Consider the following 18,677-nt stretch of genomic DNA (forward strand, 5'->3'; position numbering starts at 1 on the left):
CATCGGGCCCCTTCCGCGCGAAGCCGGCGTACGGCACCACGGTGGAGGTGACCGTCTATCTCGCGCCGGACGCGGGCGGGCGCGGTATCGGCGCCGCGACCTGCGCCGCCGCCTTCGCCGCCTGGGTGGCCTTCTCGGCCTTGGCCGCCTCCTCCTTGGCGGTCTCGGTCAGCTCCTTCGCCTGCTTCTGCGCCTGGTCGGCGAGCTCGGCCAGCTGAGTGACGGTGAGCGTCTCCTGGTCACGTGCGGCCGCGACGGTCCACCCGTCGTCCAGGAACTCCTGGACGTCCTCATCCGTACCGTCCAGCGCCTGGCCGGCGAGCAGCTTTACGTTCGCCCCGCCCGAGAACATCAACTGGGTGGCCCGGACCCGGTTGTCGTCCGCCCGCGCCTTGTACTGCCCGGTCGTGATGAACGCGCTCCAGTCGTCGCTGGTGCCGCTCAGCGCGGTGTTGCCCGCCTTCTTCACGCCCGGCCCGCCGAAGGCCATGACCTGTGCCACCTCGACGCGCAGATCCTCGTCGTAGGCGGGGAGATAGGAGGCGTCGAGGAAGGTCTGCAACTGGTCGGCGTCGCCGCTCAGGGCGGTGTTGGCCGCCTCCCGCACGGCCGGTCCGCCCAGGGCCATGACCTGTGCGACCTGGACCCGCAGATCCGTTTCCCAGATGTCGGGCAGGTCCTCGGACATGAATGTCTGGACGTCCGCGTCCGACCCCAGCAGGGCCTCCTCGGCCGCCCTCCGGACGCCCGGACCGCCGTACTTCCAGGCCTCGAGGACGTCCGCCCTGTCGAACCCCGGTACGTCGTCAACGGCCGAAGCGGTGGGCGCGTCGATGCCCAGGACCATGGCCAGGGCTATCAGCGCCGCGACGAAGCCGCGCCCTCCCGGCACGGCTCGCAATCTGACACTCAATGCAGTACTCCATTGCGTTTTGGTTGGTTACGGACCCGTGTTTGGTCGGTTATGGACCCGTGCGAAAAGGGCGGCCTCCCGAGGAAGGCCGCCCTGGTTGTCGTCAAAGGCGGGCGCGAAGCCGTCGGCCCGGAGAGGCCGGGGCCTCCGACGCGCGTGCTACCAGGTCCAGCGCTGCTCGACGCCCGTCGAGCACGGCCACTGGATGACCTTGGTGCCGACGGCGGGGTTGTTGCCGGGGACAGCGAGACACTTGTCACTGTTCAGGTTCCGCAGCCGGCCGAGGCTGTCCTGGATCCAGATCTGCTCGGTGCCGGTGGAGCAAGGCCACTGGATGGCCTGGGTGGCGTCCTCCTTGCTGGCCCCGGGCATCGCCAGGCACTTCTTGCTGTTGCTGTTCCGCACGGTGTAGCGGTCGTTGTTCCCGCCCGCGACGGGCTCCAGGCGCCACTGCTGCTCGGCGCCGGTGCTGCAGCCCCACTGGATCAGGGCGACGCCGTTGTCCAGGTCGGCGCCGGGGACGGCCAGGCACCTCTGGGTCCCGACGTTCTTGACGGGCCGGAAGCCGTTGACGAAGCCGGACACCCAGGTGGAGAGGTCGTCGACCCGGGTGGCGATGCCGCCGGTGCGGGTCTCGGCCGCGTCGATGCCGAGGCAGCCCCCCTGGTAGGAGCGGCTGTTGAGAGCCGCCAGCTGGGGAACACCGCCGACCGTGCGTACGACGGGGCCGCCGGTGTCGCCCTGGCATGCCGCCGCGCCGTTCTTGCCGGTGACGGTCAGCGTGGTGGCGGTGGAGGCGTCCACCGACAGCGCGCCCGTGCGCAGGGTGGACGGCGCCCACTCGGTCGCCGTACGCCCGTATCCGGCGAACTGCAGTTCCTCGCCCGCGACAGGCGCGGTGGTGGCCAGGGCGATGGGGGTGACGTTGGTCACCGACTGGTTCAGCCGGGCCAGGACGACATCGCGTCCGGCGCTGGGCACGATGTCGACGACCTCGCGCACGGCGCCCGCGGTGCCGGTCAGGTCGGAGCGGCCGATGGTCGCGATGGTCGTACGGGACGGCTTGCCCGCGGGGACCGAGATGCTGGTCGCCGGGTCCTCGGCGAAGCAGCTGGCCGCGGTGAGGAGCCACTGCCTGGCGACGAGGACGCCGGAGCAGCCCCGGTCGTGGTCGCCGACGATGATCTGCGCGGCGTAGGTGGCACCGGTGGCGGGGGCGGCCGTACCGGTGACGGCGGAGGCGGGGGTGGGCGCGGCGCCCAGTGCGACCGGGATCGCGAGCAGGGCCGCGGCCAGCGTGGACAGACGCTTCGGCCTGGTGTTTCGCATGACGGGATTCCTTGGGTGGAGGTCCGCGGGGCCGGTCGGGCGGCCTGCGGAACGAACGGCGAGAGGTGCTGGACGGCCGGTTACTTGGAGCTCCTGATCTCCACGAGCATGTGCTCGCGGCCCTGCTCGTCGGCGCTCTCACCGACCGCGGTCCAGGTGTTCTTCTCCACGTCGAAGGACTTCTCCTCCGCCCCCACCGTCATGTCGACCTCGGTCGCGTAGTCATTGCCCTTGACGGCATAGACGGACGGGATCTCCAGCGTCAGCCAGCCCGAATTGCCCACGACCTTGAAACAGATCCGGTCGGCCTTCTCACGCGCCCAGACCTCCAACAGGCCCGTACCGCTCGCACAGTCGGCCAGCGTGATGTGTCCGTCCCCGCGCTTGAGGACGATGTTCTGCTCGGCGAGGATCTTGTCCGCGTTCGGGTAGTCGAACGTCTCGACCGCGTACCCGGGAGCCTCGTCGGCGACGGCCGTCACCGCGCCGGACGCACGGTTCGCGGCGGCGTCCTGCGCGGGGGCGCTGCCACTGCCCGCCACGGCGGTCCAAGCGAGGGCGCCGGCGGCGAGCGCCGCCACACCGGTCCCGATGAGTCTCCCGCGGTACGAACTCGTGGGCATGGGAAAACGTCCCTTCATCACAATCCTGACCTTGCCGCTCCGGATAAGGAGGAATAACAGGCCGGAAACGCATTTCGCGCACGGGTGTGAAGGAATACGAAAACAGTATACGCAGCCCCCACTCCCGGCAGGGAAATGGCCCCCCTGGTCAACTGCCGGAAACTGCTTGTGCGGCCAATACAACCCTGCGCGACCGAGGCCTGTCCACGTCAATAAATTGCCCAAATGGGGCGGGCCGCAGGGGGGTTGCTATGGGATGGGTCACACTCGCAAAAGGTTGTACGGACCCTCGTGAAGATACGGCGACTACGGGACGAGGACCTGTCGGAAATAGCGGACAACGGGACGCCCCGGGGGAAGAATGTGCGCTGGAAGCCGGACGTGGGACGGAGCTCAGACATATGCCATCAGTCGGACCGGAAGCCCCCGGTGGGAACCTGGAGGAGACCGTCTGCCGCGTCTGCGGCCGGGACGACGGGACGCTCCTGTGGGACGGATACGGCGCGCCTCAGTACGTAATCTGCGACTGCTGCGGCATCGAGTCGGGCCTCGGCGACGACCACTTGTCGAAGGTGCGGGAGACTCGCGGTTACTGGGTGGCCGCCGGGGCCCGGTGGGACGTACCGGGCAGGCGCCCGAAGGACTGGGACCTCCTCGGGCAGCTGTCCCGTATCCCGACCGAGTGGCGCTGACGCCGACCGTCTCGACCGGAAAAGCAGGCGGGCCCGCGCGGTGACACGCGGGCCCGCTTCGCTCAGTACTTCAGGTTCTTCTGGTCCGGGATCACTCGGCCGGCGATGTACAGGTCGCCGTTGGAGTCGAGAATCCCGATGATTTTCTTCTGGTTGCCGTGGTGGGTCGTGAAGTAGATCTTGTCCGCCTCCTGGCTGGTGGAGAAGTTCGTGTTCACGGACAGCTCGATGCTCACCGGCGAACTGATGAGCACGTCCTTCTTCGGCGAGGTCGGGTAGACCTGGTTCTGCCGCAGCTTGACGCGTCCGTGGGTGTCGCCTTCATCCCAGTCCGTCGCGAGTCCGAGATCGATGTCGGGCAAGAGCTTCCCCTGTTCCCCTATGGCGGGCCGCCTCCCGTCCCCGGACCCCGCAGCGCCATTCCGCACGCGGAGTCCGACAGGACACGCCCGCTCCCCAGTGAATGACCTTGCTTGGCCGGGTGACATACAGGGCCACCGCGACCACTCGAGAAACTACATACTTCCTTCACATCTAGGCGCCAAATCTACAAATACAGTCCCGAAATGATCGATGTGACCATTTTTGGCCCTCGCACCCCGCCCCGCCCTGCCCTGCCCTGCCCTACGTCTCGTCGAAGGGCTCGTCGCTCCAGCGGAAGTCCGCCCGGTCGCCCTCGATGTGCAGCAGGAACTCCGCGACCGGGCCCGCCGGAGCCACCAGGGTGAGGGTGCGGGCGATCCGTTCGTAGGCGTCCTCGAACCGGTCGTACTCCTCCGCCTCCATGAGCGCGATCGCCTCGACGAACCACGGCTCGACCTCGGCGAACGCCGGCTCCGGTACGAACCGGCCGCTCAGCCAGGGGAAGTCGGCCTCCTCGATCACGATCTCACCGAGCGACTCCCCGCCCCGCTCCAGCCGCCAGACCTCACCCACGAACCCCATCCCGACCAGCCTCCTCGGGCTTCACCCTAGGTGCCGGCACTGACATCGCCTGGGGGGACGAAGAGGCGTACGGGCGACAGGCCGGCGTGCGGTGTACGCCGGTGGCGGTGCCGGCGTCGCCAGCGGGCGTGGCCGGGGGGGGCTGGACAGGGTCCACGACCTACTACGGTCGGCAGCACTGACACCGGACGCCAGCGCCAGACTCATCCGGCACGCACTACGGACCAGCGAGGAAGATCCATCGTGACCAAGATCGTAGGCCCGTTCCGGAAGTCGTCGTATTCCAGAGCGCAGGGGAACTGCGTCGAGGTGGCCGCCACCGTCAACTGCGGCCAAGCCGTACGCGACAGCAAGCACCGGGCCGGCGGCCCGACACTCACCTTCACCCCCGGTGGCTGGCAGGCCTTCCTGGCCGGCGCCAAGTCCACGACGTTCGGCCGGTCCGCGCGCCGTCTGCCGTAACCGCGGGGGCTACGCGCCCTCGTTGTCGTCGCGCAGGGAGCGGATCATGCTCTTCATGATCCGGAACGCGCCCGCGCGTTCGGCCTCCGTCATGCCCGACAGCATTCTGAGCTCCACCGACCGGACCGCCGCGCTCGCCTTCTCGAGGTTCTGACGGCCTAGAGGGGTGAGCCGCGTGGGAAGCACCTTTCCGACGGGGGCCTTCGCCGGCCTGGTCACATGCCCCTCTCGCTCCAGGTTCTGGAGCAGCACGTTCATCGACTGCCGTGTCACGAACGCGCCTCGGGCGAGCTCGGAGTTCGACAAACCCGGTCGTTGAGCCAGCAGTTCGAGGCAGGAGTAGTGCGTCACGGTCATCCCGAGGGGCCGCAGCACCTCCTCCATCGCTGCGCGAAGGGCGCTCGACGCCTCTTTCAGCAGGTAACCCAGCGACGTCTCCAGGTCGATGCCCTCACCCTTTTGACTCATGTCAGCATTCTGACATAGCTTGGTTCGTGTCAGGAAGCTGACACGACCAGAGGAGCATCATGCCCGCCACCGGCCCCGACTTCATCTCGCTCCAAGCGCGCGACCTCGACGCGTCGCAGGCGTTCTACGAGCAGTACCTCGGCCTCGTCCGCTCACCGGCCGGACCTCCGCATGCCGTCGTCTTCGAGACGAAGCCGATCGCGTTCGCACTCCGCGACATCGTCCCCGGCACCGACCTCGCGTCCGTCGAGCAGCCGGGCATCGGCGCCGCGATCTGGCTGCACGCCACCGACGTCCAGGCCATCCACGACGCTCTCGCGGCCGACGGTCACACCATCGTCTCCGCACCGATCGACGGCCCCTTCGGCCGGACCTTCACCTTCGCCGACCCCGACGGCTACCGGATCACTCTCCACGACCGCACCTGACCGGAATTGGGCCACCTGCGCGAACTTCGAGGCGGGCCTCCGAGACCGTCGTCCGTCCGGAGGCCCGCCCCATGTGCCGTTCAGTCGCCCGTCAGTCCAGTCGTACCGGGGGCACCCGATCGACGATGTGCGCCAGCGCCTCCTGCGGGCTTTCGTCGTACCGGGCCAGGTTGTAGAGGGTGCCGTCCGTACGCAGCACGAAGGACTGAGTCGTCGCGTCCGGCGTGCAGGACTTCAGAGTGATCGCCGAGCCGCTCGCCGTACCGGCAGTGGCGACGCCTTTGCCGAGGACCGTCAGCTTGCCGAGCCCCGTCGATCGGACTGACCGAGGCCGTGCGGCCGTCCGTCCTACACTGCTGAGTGTGACCGCTGCATTCGACTATGAGGACATGCACCACCTGGTGGATCGACTCACCCCGACCCAGGTGCGACGGCTTCGCCTGCTCGTTGCCCAGGACGAGGAACTGTCCGAGGTCGTCCAGTCGCTACCCGCAGGCGACGTGAGCGAAGCCGAGGAATCGGTTCCGGCCGGACTGCTGGCCCTGATCGGCAGCATCAACGGCCCCGAGGATCTTGCCGACCGGCACGACGACTACATCCGCGAGCGGATGCGCGAGCGCTTCGGCGACTCGGCGTGATCGCCACGGTCCTGGACACCGGCCCTCTGGCTGCGGCGTTCAACGCGGCTGACCGGCGACACGCCGAGTGCGCCTCCCTCCTGACGTCGCTGACCGGCCGCCGCCTACTGCCCAGCCCAGTCATGACCGAGGTCTGCTGGCTGCTGGAGAGATGGCCACGGGTCGAAGCGGCGTTCCTCACCGAGGTTGCGCGGGGAACCTTCGAGCTGATCCATCTCACCCCCGCCGACCTGACCCGGATGGGCGAGCTGGTCCTCCAGTACGCCGACTTCCCGCTCGGCGGTGTCGACGCCTCGGTCATCGCGGTAACCGAACGGTTCGACGTGGACCGGGTGGCAACCCTCGACCGGCGGCACTTCAGCGTCGTCAAGCCCGCCCACGTCCCCGCGCTCACACTCCTGCCCTGAACCGACCCTACGGTCCGCACCTCTGACTCTGGCACTGCCGGCATTGACTTCTGGCGTGTACGACCTACTACGCTCGTCAGCACTGGCGCCGGACGCGAGCGCGCGGCTCATCCGGACCAGGCCGGCCCGTTGCTCACCTTCGCCCCCGGCGGCTGGCAGGCGTTCCTGGCCGGCGCCAAGACCGGGGAGTTCGGCCGCTCCCCGCGCTAGCCGGCCCGACTACCACCCACTACGCGAACCGCACGTGGAGTGTCAGTCGCCGTAAAGCGTGGGCAGGTCGACCAGGAGGACATCGCCACGGCGTTCGGCCAGTTCGACCAGGTCCGGGTAGAAGCCGTGCAGGGAGTACAGGGCCAGGGTGGTCGTGGCGGTGTCGTACCCCTGGTCTGCGAGCAGGGCACGGATGTGTTCCAGACGCTCCAGATCACCGGTCCCCCGGCGGGCGGCGGTCGCCTTGGCCTCTCCCAGCAGGGCGATCCTCGCGCGGGGAGCCTGCGGGCGTTCGCCGGCGGCCAGGGCGATGACGTCGACCTCGTGCTTCGTGCGGTTGGTCCGGTCGGCGACATCGGTGGTGCCTACCGGGCCGGGTAGTCCGGCCGGCAGCAGCGCGTGGCCGTGGCGGCGGGTGAAGTCGCGGGCCAGGTCCTCGAAGTGGGGGCCGAGGAGGCGGATGACCGGGTCGGCCAGAGTGATGACAGGGTGACGGGGTGACGGGAGCGGAGGACGTCCTGTTCCCGGCGGATACAGCCGGTCGATTCCAGCACTCCGAGAGGGTGTGCGACGGCGTTGCGCGGGCGCTCCAGGGCGGCGCCGATCTTGCGGACACATCGACTACGACGGAATACGTCCAACTCCACTTCGACAGTTTTCGTCACACTGGAGTTGGACGTTCCTGAGCGCGAGGCGTCTGTGTCCTGGGCCCGCGCCGGTCGGATCGTGGGCACCCGGGAGGATGCCTCCGCGCCTCCACATGCGCGCACAGCCCAGCCATGGTCGGATGCTGCTGTGGACCGGCAGCGGGCCGGCGACGAGGGCGCGGGCAGAGGTGAGAGCGACGTCACCGGCGTGGCGCCGCCGGAAGGTGATCCCGCGTTCTGGCTCGCCTGGTCCACGCGGGTGCACGAGCTGCTGAGCCAGGTTCTCGACGGGACCCCGGCGGCCATCGCCGTCCTCGACACCGAGCTGCGCTTCCGGTACGTCAACGACACCCTGGCCCGGATGAACGGCGTACCGGCGGACGAGCACCTCGGCCGGACCGTCGCCGAGGTCGTCCCCGGGGTCGAGGCGGGCGAGGACGTACTGCGTGCCGTCCTCGCCGACGGCGTCGCCCGCGAGACGATCTCCAGCGGTCACACCCAGGCCGACTCCTCGCTGGAGCGGCGCTACTGGCACGGCGCCTACCACCGGCTGAGGCAGGACGGCCGCACCCTCGGGATCGTCGGCATCGTGCTGGAGATCTCGGCCGCCCGCCAGGAGCAGCGCGAACTCGAGCGGGCCCGGGAGCGGCTCGCCCTGCTCGACGAGGCCGCCACCCGCGTCGGAACCACCCTGGACATGGACACCACCTGTCAGGAGCTGGCCGAGTTCCTGGTGGCGAAGCTCGCCGACGCCGCCTCCGTGAAGGTCCTGCCCGAGGACGGCGCCAGCCGGGCACCCCGCGACGGATCGCTGCGGCTGCGCCGGGTCGCGCTGGCGGCGACGCCCGAGCTGGAGCCCGCCATGCGGTCACTGGGCCGGCCCGGCGAGGTCGTCGACCACCGGCCCGGCTCGTCCCTCGTCCGCTGTCTCGCGGACGGCCGTCCGGTGATCGACGACCTGACGGACGAGCGGCACGTCGCCTGCCCCGAGTCCCACACCGGCGACGTCTCCGCCTACATGGCCGCCGGTATCCACTCCGCCCTGATAGTGCCGCTGACCGCACGCGGCCACGACGTGGGCACCGTCACCATGATGCGCGCGGGCGCCTCGCCCCTGTTCGACGAGACCGACGCCGTGATCGCCCAGGACCTGGCCGGCCGGGCCGCCATCAGCCTCGACAACGCCCGCCGCTACACCACCGAGCACAACGCCGTCGTACAGCTCCAGCGCGCCCTGCTGGCCGAGCCGGGGCGTCCGCACCCGGACATCGATGTCGCCTACCGCTACCGGCCCGCCGGGCGGGGTGTGCTCGTCGGCGGGGACTGGTTCGAGACCGTCGCCCTCGACGACGGACGTACGCTGCTGGCCCTCGGCGACGTGATGGGGCACGGGCTGGAGGCCGCCGTCGCGATGAGCCGCTACCAGGCGATGCTGCGTGTGGTCGCCGCCCGGGAACCCGGCCCCGACCGCATCCTGCTCGAACTCGACCACCTCCTCCACACCACCGCCGCCGACCGTCCCGCGACCTGCGTGATCGCCATCGCCGACCCGCGCCGGGGCACCTGCACCTACGCCAGCGCCGGACATCTGCCCCCGGTCCTCTTCCGCCCCGACGGCCGGGCCACCGTGCTGCCCGTACCGCCCGGACCGCCCCTGGGCACCGGCCACAGCCGCTACGACGCCCTCACGACCGCCTGCGAGCCGGGCCACACCCTGCTCCTCTACACCGACGGCCTGATCGAACGCCGTCACGAGGACATCGACGCCTCCCTGCGCCGCCTCACCCGCGTCCGCGGCTGCCCGGCCCCCGAGGACCTCCTCGACCAGGTCCTCGACCAGGTCGCCCCCGCCGACCCGGAGGACGACATCGCGCTGGTCGCCGCCAGGTACGACCGGAGCGATGACTAGGATTCCGGTTTCGGGCGGTCAGGAGAGGCTGCGAGCGGGAGCGCGAGTGGGAGCGGGGAAGTCATGACACCGAATCAACCGAATCATGTGAAGCGGTTCGAGGTGTCCCGTGTCATAGGGGCACCGCCGACCCGGATATTCGGCCTTCTCTGCGACCCCGCCGGGCATGTGGCGATCGACAGCTCGGGCATGCTCCAGAGCGCCGACGGCGACTCCGTGCGCGCGGCCGGGGACTCGTTCGTCGTCCACATGGACCGCGAGGCGCTGGGCGACCTGCCGATGAGCCGGTACGACGTCACCGTCGAGATCACCCGGTTCGAGCAGGACGCTCTCATCGAGTGGACCCCGACGTCCCCCCGCCTCCAGCCCCCCATCAACCACCACTTCGGCTACATACTCCGCCCCACCGCGAACGGCACGGCGACCGAGGTGACCTCGTACTACGACTGGAGCCGCATCCACGAGCGGTACCGGGCCGCCGGAGTGTTCCCGATCCTCCAGGAGTCGGCGCTGCGGTCGACCCTGGGCATCCTCGCGCGGACCGTCGAACGCCAGGTTTGACCAGTACCTGACCTGGGGACGGGGGAATTGGCGTGGGGCTGCTGTTAGTTTTGGGGCACTTGTGTGGGGGACAGCCGGAGGGCTGGACCGACTCCAACTTCTCGTCCAGGAGCACCAGTTGGCCCGTCGTGCCGCTGCCCGTGGTGTCATAGCCGCCTTCGCCGTTCTCACCGTGACCGCGGGCCCGGGCCCGCTCTCCGGGCCGGCCGGCGCGGAGACCGCCGTCGCGGCGGCGGCGGACACGGTCTTCCAGTCGAACCGGTACGTCCCGCGCTCGGACCAGCTGTACGCCGCCGGCCCGAGCGGCTATCTCCACGCGCAAGAGGGCAGCTCGGGGTATCTCTGGACGTCGTACGCCACCGGTGCGACCACCGAGCTGGGCGCCCTCGCCCGGCTCGACCTCCCGGCGTACCTCGGCTCGTCCTCCGACACCGTGGCCGATGTCGTCTCGCCCACCGAGAAGGTCGTCCTGCGGGACATGGCCGCCGGTACCGCCACGGACATCGCCATCACCCACGGCCGGTATCTGGCCACGTACGGCACGCATGTGCTGACGCAGGCTCAGGACACCGACGGCAACCGGGAGTTGTGGCTGTACGGCGGCGACGGGCAGCCCGCCGAGGGGACTGTCGTCGACGGCTGGCCCACCGGAATCACCGCCAACTTCGGCGTCCTGGGCGGCGACAGCGGCACCGCCGTCATCGGCTACGCCCTCGGAGGCAAGCGGCACCTGGCGCTGGTGGACCTGGCCGCCGCGAAGGTCACCGGCGACGTCGTCGTGTCCGCCGCTCCGACGGCCGTCGCCCTGAGCGCCGACCGGCTGGTCTGGTACGCGTCCGGCACGACCGCCCATGTCCTGGCCCGCGCCGACCTGTCCGCCGCCGAGACGACGGTGACACTGCCGGGCACGGTGGGCACCCCCTACCTGGGCATCGCGGGCCGCTGGCTGGTGACCGCCCGTGCCCCGTCGTCGGCCGGCGACATGGCCGACCTGTCCGGCCAGCGACTCATGGCCGTCCCCTTCGCGGGCGGCGCCCCGCTCACCCTGCTGCGGCACGCGGCCACCTCGCTCACCCCGACACCCGACGGCGGCCTGCTGGTCGCGGGCGGCGCCGACTCCGGGCACTGGGCGGTACGGAAGATCGCCGACACGGGGGCGAGCGCGCCGGCGCTGACGCAGGTGACCGCCGTTCCACCGGTGGCCGCGAGGATCGACCGGCTGTCGCTGCAGAACGGCAACCTCGCCACGGACGAGGCCGACGGCAGCTTCATGGGCGCCTTCTTCTCCCGGCGGGTCTCGACCTCCGGGACGTCGTACACCCCGGGGGTCTCCACCATCGAGGCGTGGGACGACGGCGAGGCGGGCCCGTACTCCACCGGCGACGGCCGCGCGGTGACGTTCAGCGCCGACTCCGACCCCACCGGGTCGTCCGTCCAGTCGATCTCCGACACCGACGACGCGGGCTTCTTCTATCTGCCCTCGGCCGCCGGCAAGGTCCTCGACGTCACCGGCCGGTACGCCGTCGTCAACGGCTCCTCCCCCGCCAAGCAGTACGTCGGCGACCTCGGCGTCTACACCGACCTCAAGCCGATCCTCACCCGTTCCGTCACCGCCGCCTCCGTGTGGGGAACCAGGCTGTGGACCCCGGGAACCACCAAAGGTGTCCTCACCGCCCGGGACCTGAAGACCGGCAAGACCACCGACACCGTCACCACAGCCGCCCCCTGCGTCCCGAAGGAACTGCAGACGGTCGGCCGCTGGGTCTACTGGTCGTGCGGCCCGACCGCCTCGGCCGGTGTCTGGGACCGTACGGCGAAGAAGAACATCCCCGTCCCGTCCGGCGAGGCCCTGCTCGGCGACGGCTACCTCGTACGCCACGACACTGCGGCCGGGGCCCTCCTCCTCACCGACTTCGCCGACGGCAGCGCGGCCACGCGGAAGATCGGCGATCTCGCGGCGGGCAACTCCAGCCTGCGCGGGGTGACGTGGACCGTCGACAAGTTCGGCGGACCGGCGGCCTACGTCGACGCGGACCGCCGGATCCATCTGGTGCCCAGCGGGGTCGCCACGCAGCCGCTCGGGGTCATCGAGTCCGAGGTGAGCGACAACGCCTGGGAGAGCAGCGCGAGCACCAACCCGTGGTGGCAGTGGCGCGGACTGCTCTCCAAGCCCGCGGCCTCCTGGACGGCCACGGTCACCAGCAGGGCGACCGGTGCCGTGGTGCGTACGCTCACCGGCGGCGAGGTGAACGGCAACCTGACCGCGCGGTGGAACCTCCGCACCACGGCGGGCGCGCTCGTGCCCAACGGGGCGTACACGCTCAAGGTGACGGCGCGACCGGCCGACAGGTCCGGCACCCCGCTGACGGTGTCGCAGACGGTGAACGTCTCCGTCGGGGCCGCCGTACGCCACGACTTCAGCAACAGCAGCACCTGGGCGCCGGACGGGATCGGCGACCTCCTCACTCTCTCGTCGTCCGGTGTCGTCAGCTACCGGCCCGGCACCGGCAAGGGCACGTTCGGCTCCGCCATGTCGGCCGGGGGCTGGCCCTCGTCGGCGACGCTGGTCCCGTTCGGCGACCTGAACGGCGACCGCCGGGGCGACATCCTCGTACGGTTCGGCAACGGCGAGCTGCGGGCGTACCGCACGATGCGCGGGCAGGCCTTCACCACCGGAACCCCGCACGTCTCCCTGGGCACCGGCTGGAACCAGTACAACCTGCTGACCTCCCCGGGTGACATCACCGGTGACGGCTGCCCGGACCTGATCGCCCGCAAGACGTCGACGGGCGAGCTGTTCCTCTACAAGGGCACGAGCGCGGGCAAGTTGTCGGCGCGTGTGCGCATCGCCGCGAACTGGTCCGGCTACAAGAAGATCGTGGGCGTCGGCGACTTCAACGGCGACGGCCGCGGCGACCTGCTGGCCCAGGACAAATCCAACGTCCTGTGGCGGTACGACGGCAACGGCACCGGGGGCTTCAGGGCCCGGGTGAAGGTCGCCGTCAACTGGGGCTCGAACTACAACACCGTCATCGGCGTCGGCGACATCACCGGCGACGCGAAGGCGGACATCGTCTCCCGCGACACGGCGGGCAACCTGTGGCGCAACTCCGGCAACGGCAAGGGAGCGCTCGGTCCACGCACGAGGATCGCGACGGGCTGGCAGTCGTACAAGGGCGTGTACTGACCTGAACCTGGCCCGGCCTGGCCGGAATTGAATTGACCTGACCTGCTCCTCAGGTCACTTGGACTCGATCCGCCCGAGCGGGTCGGGGCCGGCCGTCAGCTCGTCGCGCGCCGACTGCCAGGCGGTGTCGCCGGGGTAGAGCTCGCTGCGGAGGTAGGCGCTGGTGAGCCGTTGGACGGCGGCCACCCGCGCCGGGTTCTCGTCCGTGGTCTCGGCGACGTCGTACCCGGAGATCCCGCCGAGTCCGTGCTCCGCGTCGAACAGGGTGAGCAGCGACTTGGGGCCGGGGGCGAGGACGTACGGGTCGGCGTGCCAGTCCGGGCCCATGACCGTCAGATGGGTGGAGGTGTCCTTGTCACCTGCGACGACGAGGGCGGGTGTCGTCATCCGGGAGAAGTCCGCGGTGGTGAAGAACGGCCAGTTCTCGGTGACGTACGGGGTGAGGGCGTCGCCTCCTCGGCCCGTCGCGGCGAGCAGTACGCCCGCCCTGATCCGGGGTTCGGTCAGGTCCACCTCCGTGCCGTCGTCCGGGTCGGTGAGGCGGGCGCCCAGCAGCAGGCTCGCGGTGTGGCCGCCCATGGAGTGCCCGGCCACGGCGACCCGCTCCCGGTCCAGGCGCCCGGCGAGCTGCGGGACGGCGGTCTCGATCTCGTCGAGCCGGTCGAGGATGCGGGTCATGTCCTCGGCGCGGGACCGCCAGTACAGGGGGGCGCCGGGGGTGTCGGCGGGCAGGTTCAGCGTCGTCGAGCTGAGGTGGGTGGGCTGGATGACGACGAAGCCGTGTGCCGCCCAGTGATTGACGAGGGGGGCGTAGCCGTTGAGCGAGGAGAGGTTGTTCGAGTAGCCCTGGCCGTGGGAGAGGAGGATGACGGGGAGCCGGTCGCCGTCGTGACCCGTCAGCGGAGCGGAAATTCGTATCCGCAGGTCAACGGCACGGTCGGGGGTCGGCAGCACCACGGGGGCGATGGACAGGACGGGGTTTTCACGCATGACGGGGACTTCCCTTACACTGGACGGGAAAGCGGAACGCTGTTCCGCTTACGATACGGAGCGCTGTTCCGCTTTGTCAAAGGCCCGGAGAACAGGGAGGTGGGACGGCGTGGGGAACCCCGCAGGCAGGTCCGGAGAGGTGCCCGCGTCGCGCGGCAGACGGGCCGACGCGCAGCGCAATCAGCAGACGCTGCTCACCGCCGCCGCCGAGGTGTTCGTCACCTCCGGGGTCGACGCCCCGATCCGGGAGATCGCGGCCAGGGCGGGCGTCGGCATGGGCACCATCTACCGCCACTTCCCGACCCGGGCGGACCTCGTCGTCGCCGTGTACCGCCACCAGGTCGAGGCGTGCGCCGAGGCCGGCCCGACCCTGCTGGCCGCGACCGGCTCCCCGCTCGCGGCACTGGTCCAGTGGGTCGACCTGTTCGTCGACTTCTTGGTCACCAAGCACGGCCTCGCCAACGCCATGCAGTCGGACACCAGCGGCTTCGACGCCCTGCACGCGTACTTCCTGGACCGCCTGGTCCCGGTCTGCGGCCAGTTGCTGGACGCGGCGGTCGAGGCGGGCGAGATCGAACCGGGCACGCAGCCCTACGAGTTGATGCGCGGCATCGGCAACCTCTGCATCGGGCATGACAGCGATGGGCGGTACGATCCGCGGCGGTTGGTGGAGTTGCTGCTGAAGGGGCTCGCGCGGGGCTGATGGCGACCGCACGCGACCGACGCGCTGAACGCCGTCAGAAAATGAGGAAGGCGGCTGCCCAGAGGACGTAGAGCACCGTCAGCAACGGGCCGAGCGGACGGCCGTGGTCGCGCGCCGGGCTCTTCTCGGTGGGGCGGAGTTCCGGATGGGCCCGCATGGCGGAGATCTCCTCCGCTGCTCGCACATAGGGCGGGCGCAGGCGCAGACGGCGCTCCATCCAGGGCCAGCCCAGGGACGCTGTCCACCTTCTCCCGTCGGCTCGGCCTATCGCCAGAACACCGCCGGTGTAGCCGACGGCTCGCAGTTCCTCCCAGGTCACGTGCCTGACCCTGAACGCCCCGGCCAGCCACAGCCCCGAACTGTCGGCGGTGACACGCCAGTTGAGGAAGGTCGCCACCCCTCCCGGTACGAACGCCAGTGCCAGCAGGGGCAGGGCGTGCCAGCCCAGGGTGTCCGCGCCCACCTCGTCCAGGCCGAACTTGATCACCGCCGCGAAGAACACCGCGACGAGTATCGCCATGCACCGGCCGAACACACCCGGCCCCCAGCGCACCGGCCGGCCGACCGGCCGCATCGACAACGCGGTCCGCTCGACAAGTGCCGGGTCCCGCTGCTCGACGACGTCCTCGGACTCTTCGAGTTCCGGCCCCTCTTCTCCCTTCGGCAACCGCACCGGCCCGGACGTGAGCAGGACCACCCGGTTCCCGTCCTCACCGGCGGTGACGATCACCAACTCGCCGCCGTCGCAAGGCGATCCGTACAGCACCGCCTCCCGCAGCCGGGTGTCGAGACCGGGCAGGTCGTCCTCGCCCTCGTCGTCGCCTTCGTCGTCGTCCTCGCCCTCGTCGTCGTCCTCGCCCTCGTTGTCGCTGCCGTCGCCGTCGCCGTCGCCGTCGCCGAGAACCGGGAAGGCCAGGCAGCGCAGCAGCGGCGTACGACCCGTGGTGTCGTCGGCGGCGTAGATCCACGTGTCGACGTTGTCGTCCACACGTTGCAGCACCCGCAGGACGGGAGCCGGCCCACGGCGAAGCGCGGCGGCCCGGGGCGGCGCGCCAGGCCACCGACGACGAGGAGGGTCAGCCCCGGCAACCCGGCGGCCAGGACGAGCAGTTGCCAGCCGAAGGCGTCGTAGGGCTCGGCGGCCAGGCGGCTCCAGTCGCCTTCGGACAGGAGGATCACGGTGCTGTCTGTGTCGTAGTCCTCGGGGAAGGCGGCGTCGACGGTGCGCTTCGAGCCGTCCGAGGTGCGGACACGCAGCGTGTCCTCGCCATGGCCGATGACGACGGCCGACTCCGTTTCCGCTTTCGCGGCCCGCTGCTCGTCCTCGTGGATGCCCCGCAGGGCCAGACCGACCGCGAGGCCGGCCACCGCGCAGAGCACGAGCCCGGCCGCGAGGGGGACGACTCCTCGCCGTAGCGGACCGATGTCGTCAGGGAGCGGGTGCCGTGCCCCCGCGGCGGCCTGTTCGGCAAGCCGCCGCTGCCGCCGCCGGAGCGCGAGCCGCTGCCACGACGCGGCCCAGCCGAAGACGAGTGCCGCGATCACCGCGGCGTTGGCGGCATCGGCGATGCCGGGCTGGGGAAACTCCTCCGTCGCCACGAAGACCGCCAGCACCGGCGCCGAGAGGAGTGTGAGCTCCGGCAGCCGGAAATACCACGCCAACTGCACCACGGCGAGGCCTGTCTGGACCATGCCCAGCCAGTCCGGCCCACACGGGGCCGCCACCGTGCAGGGCTGATACGACTCCGACAGGACCGCCGCGAACACGGTCACCAGCAGAGCCAGCGCCGGCCACCGGGGCTCCGCCCAGCGCGGCAGACGGATATCCGCCCAGCGGAAGGCATCGTGGGACAGCCAGGCGGGCGCACTCTCGGGTGCGGCTGCGGATGGCAGGGGAACGGGCAGATCGCTCACCCGAGCGATTATGCGGCCGTCGCGGCAGTCCGCGCGTCTGTGGACCGCTGTGACCAGCGTCTCCCCCAGGTCATCAGCACCCCGGTCAAAACCGGGCATGGAATCCCTAAGTAACGAACACGGAATGAGCGGGCAATCTACGTGCGTCACTCTCAGCCCGGGTCGTCCGGCGACAGACAGCCGGCACCGAGCACGGAGGGAAGCGCGATGAGCCTTGTCAGCGAGATCCGCACGGACCTCCGCTGCCGTGTCCATCAGTCGGCCTGGACGCGCGGACGCGTGGCGCACGGTTCACATCAGACGTCCGCGGGTGCTCACGACTGACCTCGTGGAGCCGGCTTGCCGACGCTCACGCGCCACCCACGCACCTTACGAGTGCCTGCCAGGCACTTCCGTCCGCACTGCGCGGGACTCCCCGCGAGCAGGGCGTACCCGGTGTCGGTTCTTCCCCTCTTCCCCTCTTCCCCTGTTCTTCATGTCCGCCATGAGCCGGCGCCCACCGGCCAGTGAAAGGAACACGTGCCATGACCAGACGTACGAGCAGTGACGACAGATCGTTCGCCGCGACCGACCGCCGTCTCTTCCTCAGACGGGGGCTGCAGCTGGGCGGGGCCGTGCTGCTCGGCGGCCCGCTGCTCGCCGCGTGCGGCGACTCCGACTCGTCGTCGTCGGCCTCCTCCGCGCCCTCCTCCGGTCCCGGACGTTTCGGTGAGCTGACGCTTCGACTGTCCTGGATCAAGAACGTCGAGTTCGCGGGCAGCTACATCGCGGACAGCAAGGGCTACTACACGGCCGAGGGCTTCTCGAAGGTCACGCTGATCGGCGGCGGCCCGTCCGCGACGCCGATGGAGACGGACGTCGTCACCAAGAAGGCACTCGTCGCGATCAGCGCCCCCGACATCACCGGCGCCGCCGTCGCCAAGGGCGCGCCGCTGAAGATCATCGGCGCCCAGTTCCAGAAGAACCCGTTCTGCATCATGTCGATGACCAAGAACGCGATCGTCAAGCCGGAGGACATGTACGGCAAGAAGATCGGCGTCCAGGCAGGCAACGAGTCCGTGTGGGCCGCGTACATCAAGGCCACCGGACTGGACGAGTCGAAGATCACGAAGGTGCCGGTGCAGTTCGACCCGCTGCCCCTGACCCAGGGCACCGTGGACGGCTGGTTCTCCTTCGTGACCAACGAGCCGAACACGCTGCGCCTGAAGGGCTTCAAGGTCTCGACGATGCTGCTCGCCGACACCGGCTACCCGCTGGTCTCGGAGACGTACTGCGTCCGCCAGGAGACCATCGACAATCAGCGCGACCTGCTCAAGGCGTTCCTGCGCGCGGAGATCAAGGGCTGGAAGGCGAACATCGCCGACCCGGCTCTCGGCGCGAAGCTCGCGGCCGAGACGTACGGCAAGGGACTCGGGCTGACGACCGAGGAGCAGACCCTTGAGTCCAAGGACGAGAGCAAGCTGATGGTGAGCGCCGACACCAAGAAGAGCGGCCTGTTCACGGTCACGCCGGAGCTGATCGAGGAGAACATCAAGACGCTGAAGTACGGCGGCCTCGACCTCACCGCCGACAAGCTCTTCGACCTCTCGATCATCGAAGAGGTCTACAAGGAGGACCCCAGCCTCATCTGAGGCTCCGGCGGTTCCACACC

19 protein-coding genes and 2 pseudogenes are annotated in these 18,677 nt (G+C 70.1%); 11 read left to right on the plus strand and 10 right to left on the minus strand.

Annotation, left to right across the window (positions count from 1 at the left end; genetic code table 11):
* Positions 1-95 (plus strand): annotated as a pseudogene (locus ABZ855_RS25395) (GNAT family N-acetyltransferase); the annotation flags it as partial.
* Here the strand turns inward: ABZ855_RS25395 and ABZ855_RS25400 are convergent.
* From ABZ855_RS25400 to ABZ855_RS25410, 3 genes are all read right to left on the minus strand, one after another.
* Entirely contained in the window at positions 56-847 is a 792-nt protein-coding gene (locus tag ABZ855_RS25400) for an ALF repeat-containing protein (RefSeq protein WP_360810750.1), read from the minus strand. The pseudogene ABZ855_RS25395 and the gene ABZ855_RS25400 sit on opposite strands and share 40 nt — an antisense overlap.
* A 225-nt stretch (positions 848-1,072) precedes the next feature.
* Positions 1,073-2,242, minus strand: a complete 1,170-nt coding sequence (locus tag ABZ855_RS25405) for an RICIN domain-containing protein (protein WP_360810469.1) — start codon at positions 2,240-2,242, stop codon at positions 1,073-1,075.
* An 80-nt stretch (positions 2,243-2,322) separates the two neighbouring features.
* The gene (locus ABZ855_RS25410; protein ID WP_360810471.1) at positions 2,323-2,865 is read right to left on the minus strand and encodes a hypothetical protein; all 543 of its coding nucleotides are present in this window, start codon (positions 2,863-2,865) and stop codon (positions 2,323-2,325) included.
* A 401-nt stretch (positions 2,866-3,266) separates the two neighbouring features.
* On the opposite strand from ABZ855_RS25410, the gene ABZ855_RS25415 reads away from it, so the two are divergent.
* Positions 3,267-3,557, plus strand: coding sequence for a hypothetical protein (locus ABZ855_RS25415; protein WP_360810473.1), 291 nt, complete (start codon positions 3,267-3,269; stop codon positions 3,555-3,557).
* Between the two features lie 62 nt (positions 3,558-3,619).
* On the opposite strand, the gene ABZ855_RS25420 is transcribed toward ABZ855_RS25415, so the two are convergent.
* On the minus strand, positions 3,620-3,919 hold the full coding sequence (locus ABZ855_RS25420; protein WP_360810475.1) for a DUF6342 family protein: 300 nt from the start codon (positions 3,917-3,919) through the stop codon (positions 3,620-3,622).
* A gap of 262 nt (positions 3,920-4,181) precedes the next feature.
* The gene (locus ABZ855_RS25425; protein ID WP_360810477.1) at positions 4,182-4,502 is read right to left on the minus strand and encodes a hypothetical protein; all 321 of its coding nucleotides are present in this window, start codon (positions 4,500-4,502) and stop codon (positions 4,182-4,184) included.
* Between the two features lie 243 nt (positions 4,503-4,745).
* Here ABZ855_RS25425 and ABZ855_RS25430 point away from each other — a divergent pair, with 243 nt between their 5' ends.
* Positions 4,746-4,964: a DUF397 domain-containing protein gene (locus tag ABZ855_RS25430; RefSeq protein WP_360810479.1), complete on the plus strand. Its 219-nt coding sequence runs from the start codon at positions 4,746-4,748 to the stop codon at positions 4,962-4,964.
* Positions 4,965-4,973: 9 nt separating this feature from the next.
* On the opposite strand, the gene ABZ855_RS25435 is transcribed toward ABZ855_RS25430, so the two are convergent.
* A complete protein-coding gene (locus ABZ855_RS25435) occupies positions 4,974-5,432 on the minus strand; it encodes a MarR family transcriptional regulator (RefSeq protein WP_360810481.1) in 459 nt (152 codons plus the stop codon).
* 59 nt (positions 5,433-5,491) lie between these two features.
* Between ABZ855_RS25435 and ABZ855_RS25440 the strand changes: the two genes are divergently transcribed.
* The 3 genes from ABZ855_RS25440 to ABZ855_RS25450 all read left to right on the plus strand — a co-directional run bounded on the left by ABZ855_RS25440 (position 5,492) and on the right by ABZ855_RS25450 (position 6,905).
* Complete coding sequence (locus tag ABZ855_RS25440; RefSeq protein ID WP_360810483.1) at positions 5,492-5,860, plus strand: VOC family protein; 369 nt, start codon at positions 5,492-5,494, stop codon at positions 5,858-5,860.
* A gap of 362 nt (positions 5,861-6,222) precedes the next feature.
* Entirely contained in the window at positions 6,223-6,498 is a 276-nt protein-coding gene (locus ABZ855_RS25445) for a hypothetical protein (RefSeq protein ID WP_360810485.1), read from the plus strand.
* Positions 6,495-6,905 carry a PIN domain-containing protein gene (locus ABZ855_RS25450; RefSeq protein ID WP_360810487.1) on the plus strand — a complete coding sequence of 137 codons (411 nt, stop codon included), beginning with the start codon at positions 6,495-6,497 and terminating at the stop codon, positions 6,903-6,905. The genes ABZ855_RS25445 and ABZ855_RS25450 overlap by 4 nt, the downstream gene beginning before the upstream one ends.
* A gap of 252 nt (positions 6,906-7,157) precedes the next feature.
* Here ABZ855_RS25450 and ABZ855_RS25455 read toward each other — a convergent pair.
* A pseudogene (locus tag ABZ855_RS25455) lies at positions 7,158-7,723 on the minus strand (ATP-binding protein); the annotation flags it as partial.
* 187 nt (positions 7,724-7,910) lie between these two features.
* On the opposite strand from ABZ855_RS25455, the gene ABZ855_RS25460 reads away from it, so the two are divergent.
* The 3 genes from ABZ855_RS25460 to ABZ855_RS25470 all read left to right on the plus strand — a co-directional run bounded on the left by ABZ855_RS25460 (position 7,911) and on the right by ABZ855_RS25470 (position 13,419).
* A complete protein-coding gene (locus ABZ855_RS25460; RefSeq protein ID WP_360810489.1) occupies positions 7,911-9,671 on the plus strand; it encodes a SpoIIE family protein phosphatase in 1,761 nt (586 codons plus the stop codon).
* A gap of 63 nt (positions 9,672-9,734) precedes the next feature.
* The gene (locus ABZ855_RS25465) at positions 9,735-10,232 is read left to right on the plus strand and encodes a polyketide cyclase (protein ID WP_360810493.1); all 498 of its coding nucleotides are present in this window, start codon (positions 9,735-9,737) and stop codon (positions 10,230-10,232) included.
* Between the two features lie 118 nt (positions 10,233-10,350).
* Entirely contained in the window at positions 10,351-13,419 is a 3,069-nt protein-coding gene (locus tag ABZ855_RS25470) for an FG-GAP-like repeat-containing protein (protein WP_360810495.1), read from the plus strand.
* 54 nt (positions 13,420-13,473) lie between these two features.
* Here ABZ855_RS25470 and ABZ855_RS25475 read toward each other — a convergent pair whose 3' ends face one another.
* Entirely contained in the window at positions 13,474-14,409 is a 936-nt protein-coding gene (locus tag ABZ855_RS25475; protein WP_360810497.1) for a chlorophyllase, read from the minus strand.
* Positions 14,410-14,518: 109 nt separating this feature from the next.
* Here ABZ855_RS25475 and ABZ855_RS25480 point away from each other — a divergent pair, with 109 nt between their 5' ends.
* Positions 14,519-15,112 carry a TetR/AcrR family transcriptional regulator gene (locus ABZ855_RS25480; protein WP_360810499.1) on the plus strand — a complete coding sequence of 198 codons (594 nt, stop codon included), beginning with the start codon at positions 14,519-14,521 and terminating at the stop codon, positions 15,110-15,112.
* Positions 15,113-15,146: 34 nt separating this feature from the next.
* On the opposite strand, the gene ABZ855_RS25485 is transcribed toward ABZ855_RS25480, so the two are convergent.
* Positions 15,147-15,878 carry a hypothetical protein gene (locus tag ABZ855_RS25485; protein WP_360810501.1) on the minus strand — a complete coding sequence of 244 codons (732 nt, stop codon included), beginning with the start codon at positions 15,876-15,878 and terminating at the stop codon, positions 15,147-15,149.
* Positions 15,839-16,783 carry a hypothetical protein gene (locus ABZ855_RS25490; RefSeq protein WP_360810503.1) on the minus strand — a complete coding sequence of 315 codons (945 nt, stop codon included), beginning with the start codon at positions 16,781-16,783 and terminating at the stop codon, positions 15,839-15,841. Before ABZ855_RS25490 ends, ABZ855_RS25485 begins: the two co-directional genes overlap by 40 nt.
* A 767-nt stretch (positions 16,784-17,550) precedes the next feature.
* Between ABZ855_RS25490 and ABZ855_RS25495 the strand changes: the two genes are divergently transcribed.
* Positions 17,551-18,657, plus strand: a complete 1,107-nt coding sequence (locus tag ABZ855_RS25495; RefSeq protein WP_360810505.1) for an ABC transporter substrate-binding protein — start codon at positions 17,551-17,553, stop codon at positions 18,655-18,657.
* Positions 18,658-18,677: the final 20 nt, after the last annotated feature.

The sequence above is a fragment of the Streptomyces sp. NPDC047042 genome (assembly GCF_040644035.1).
In the GTDB taxonomy this organism is placed as follows: Bacteria; Actinomycetota; Actinomycetes; order Streptomycetales; family Streptomycetaceae; genus Streptomyces.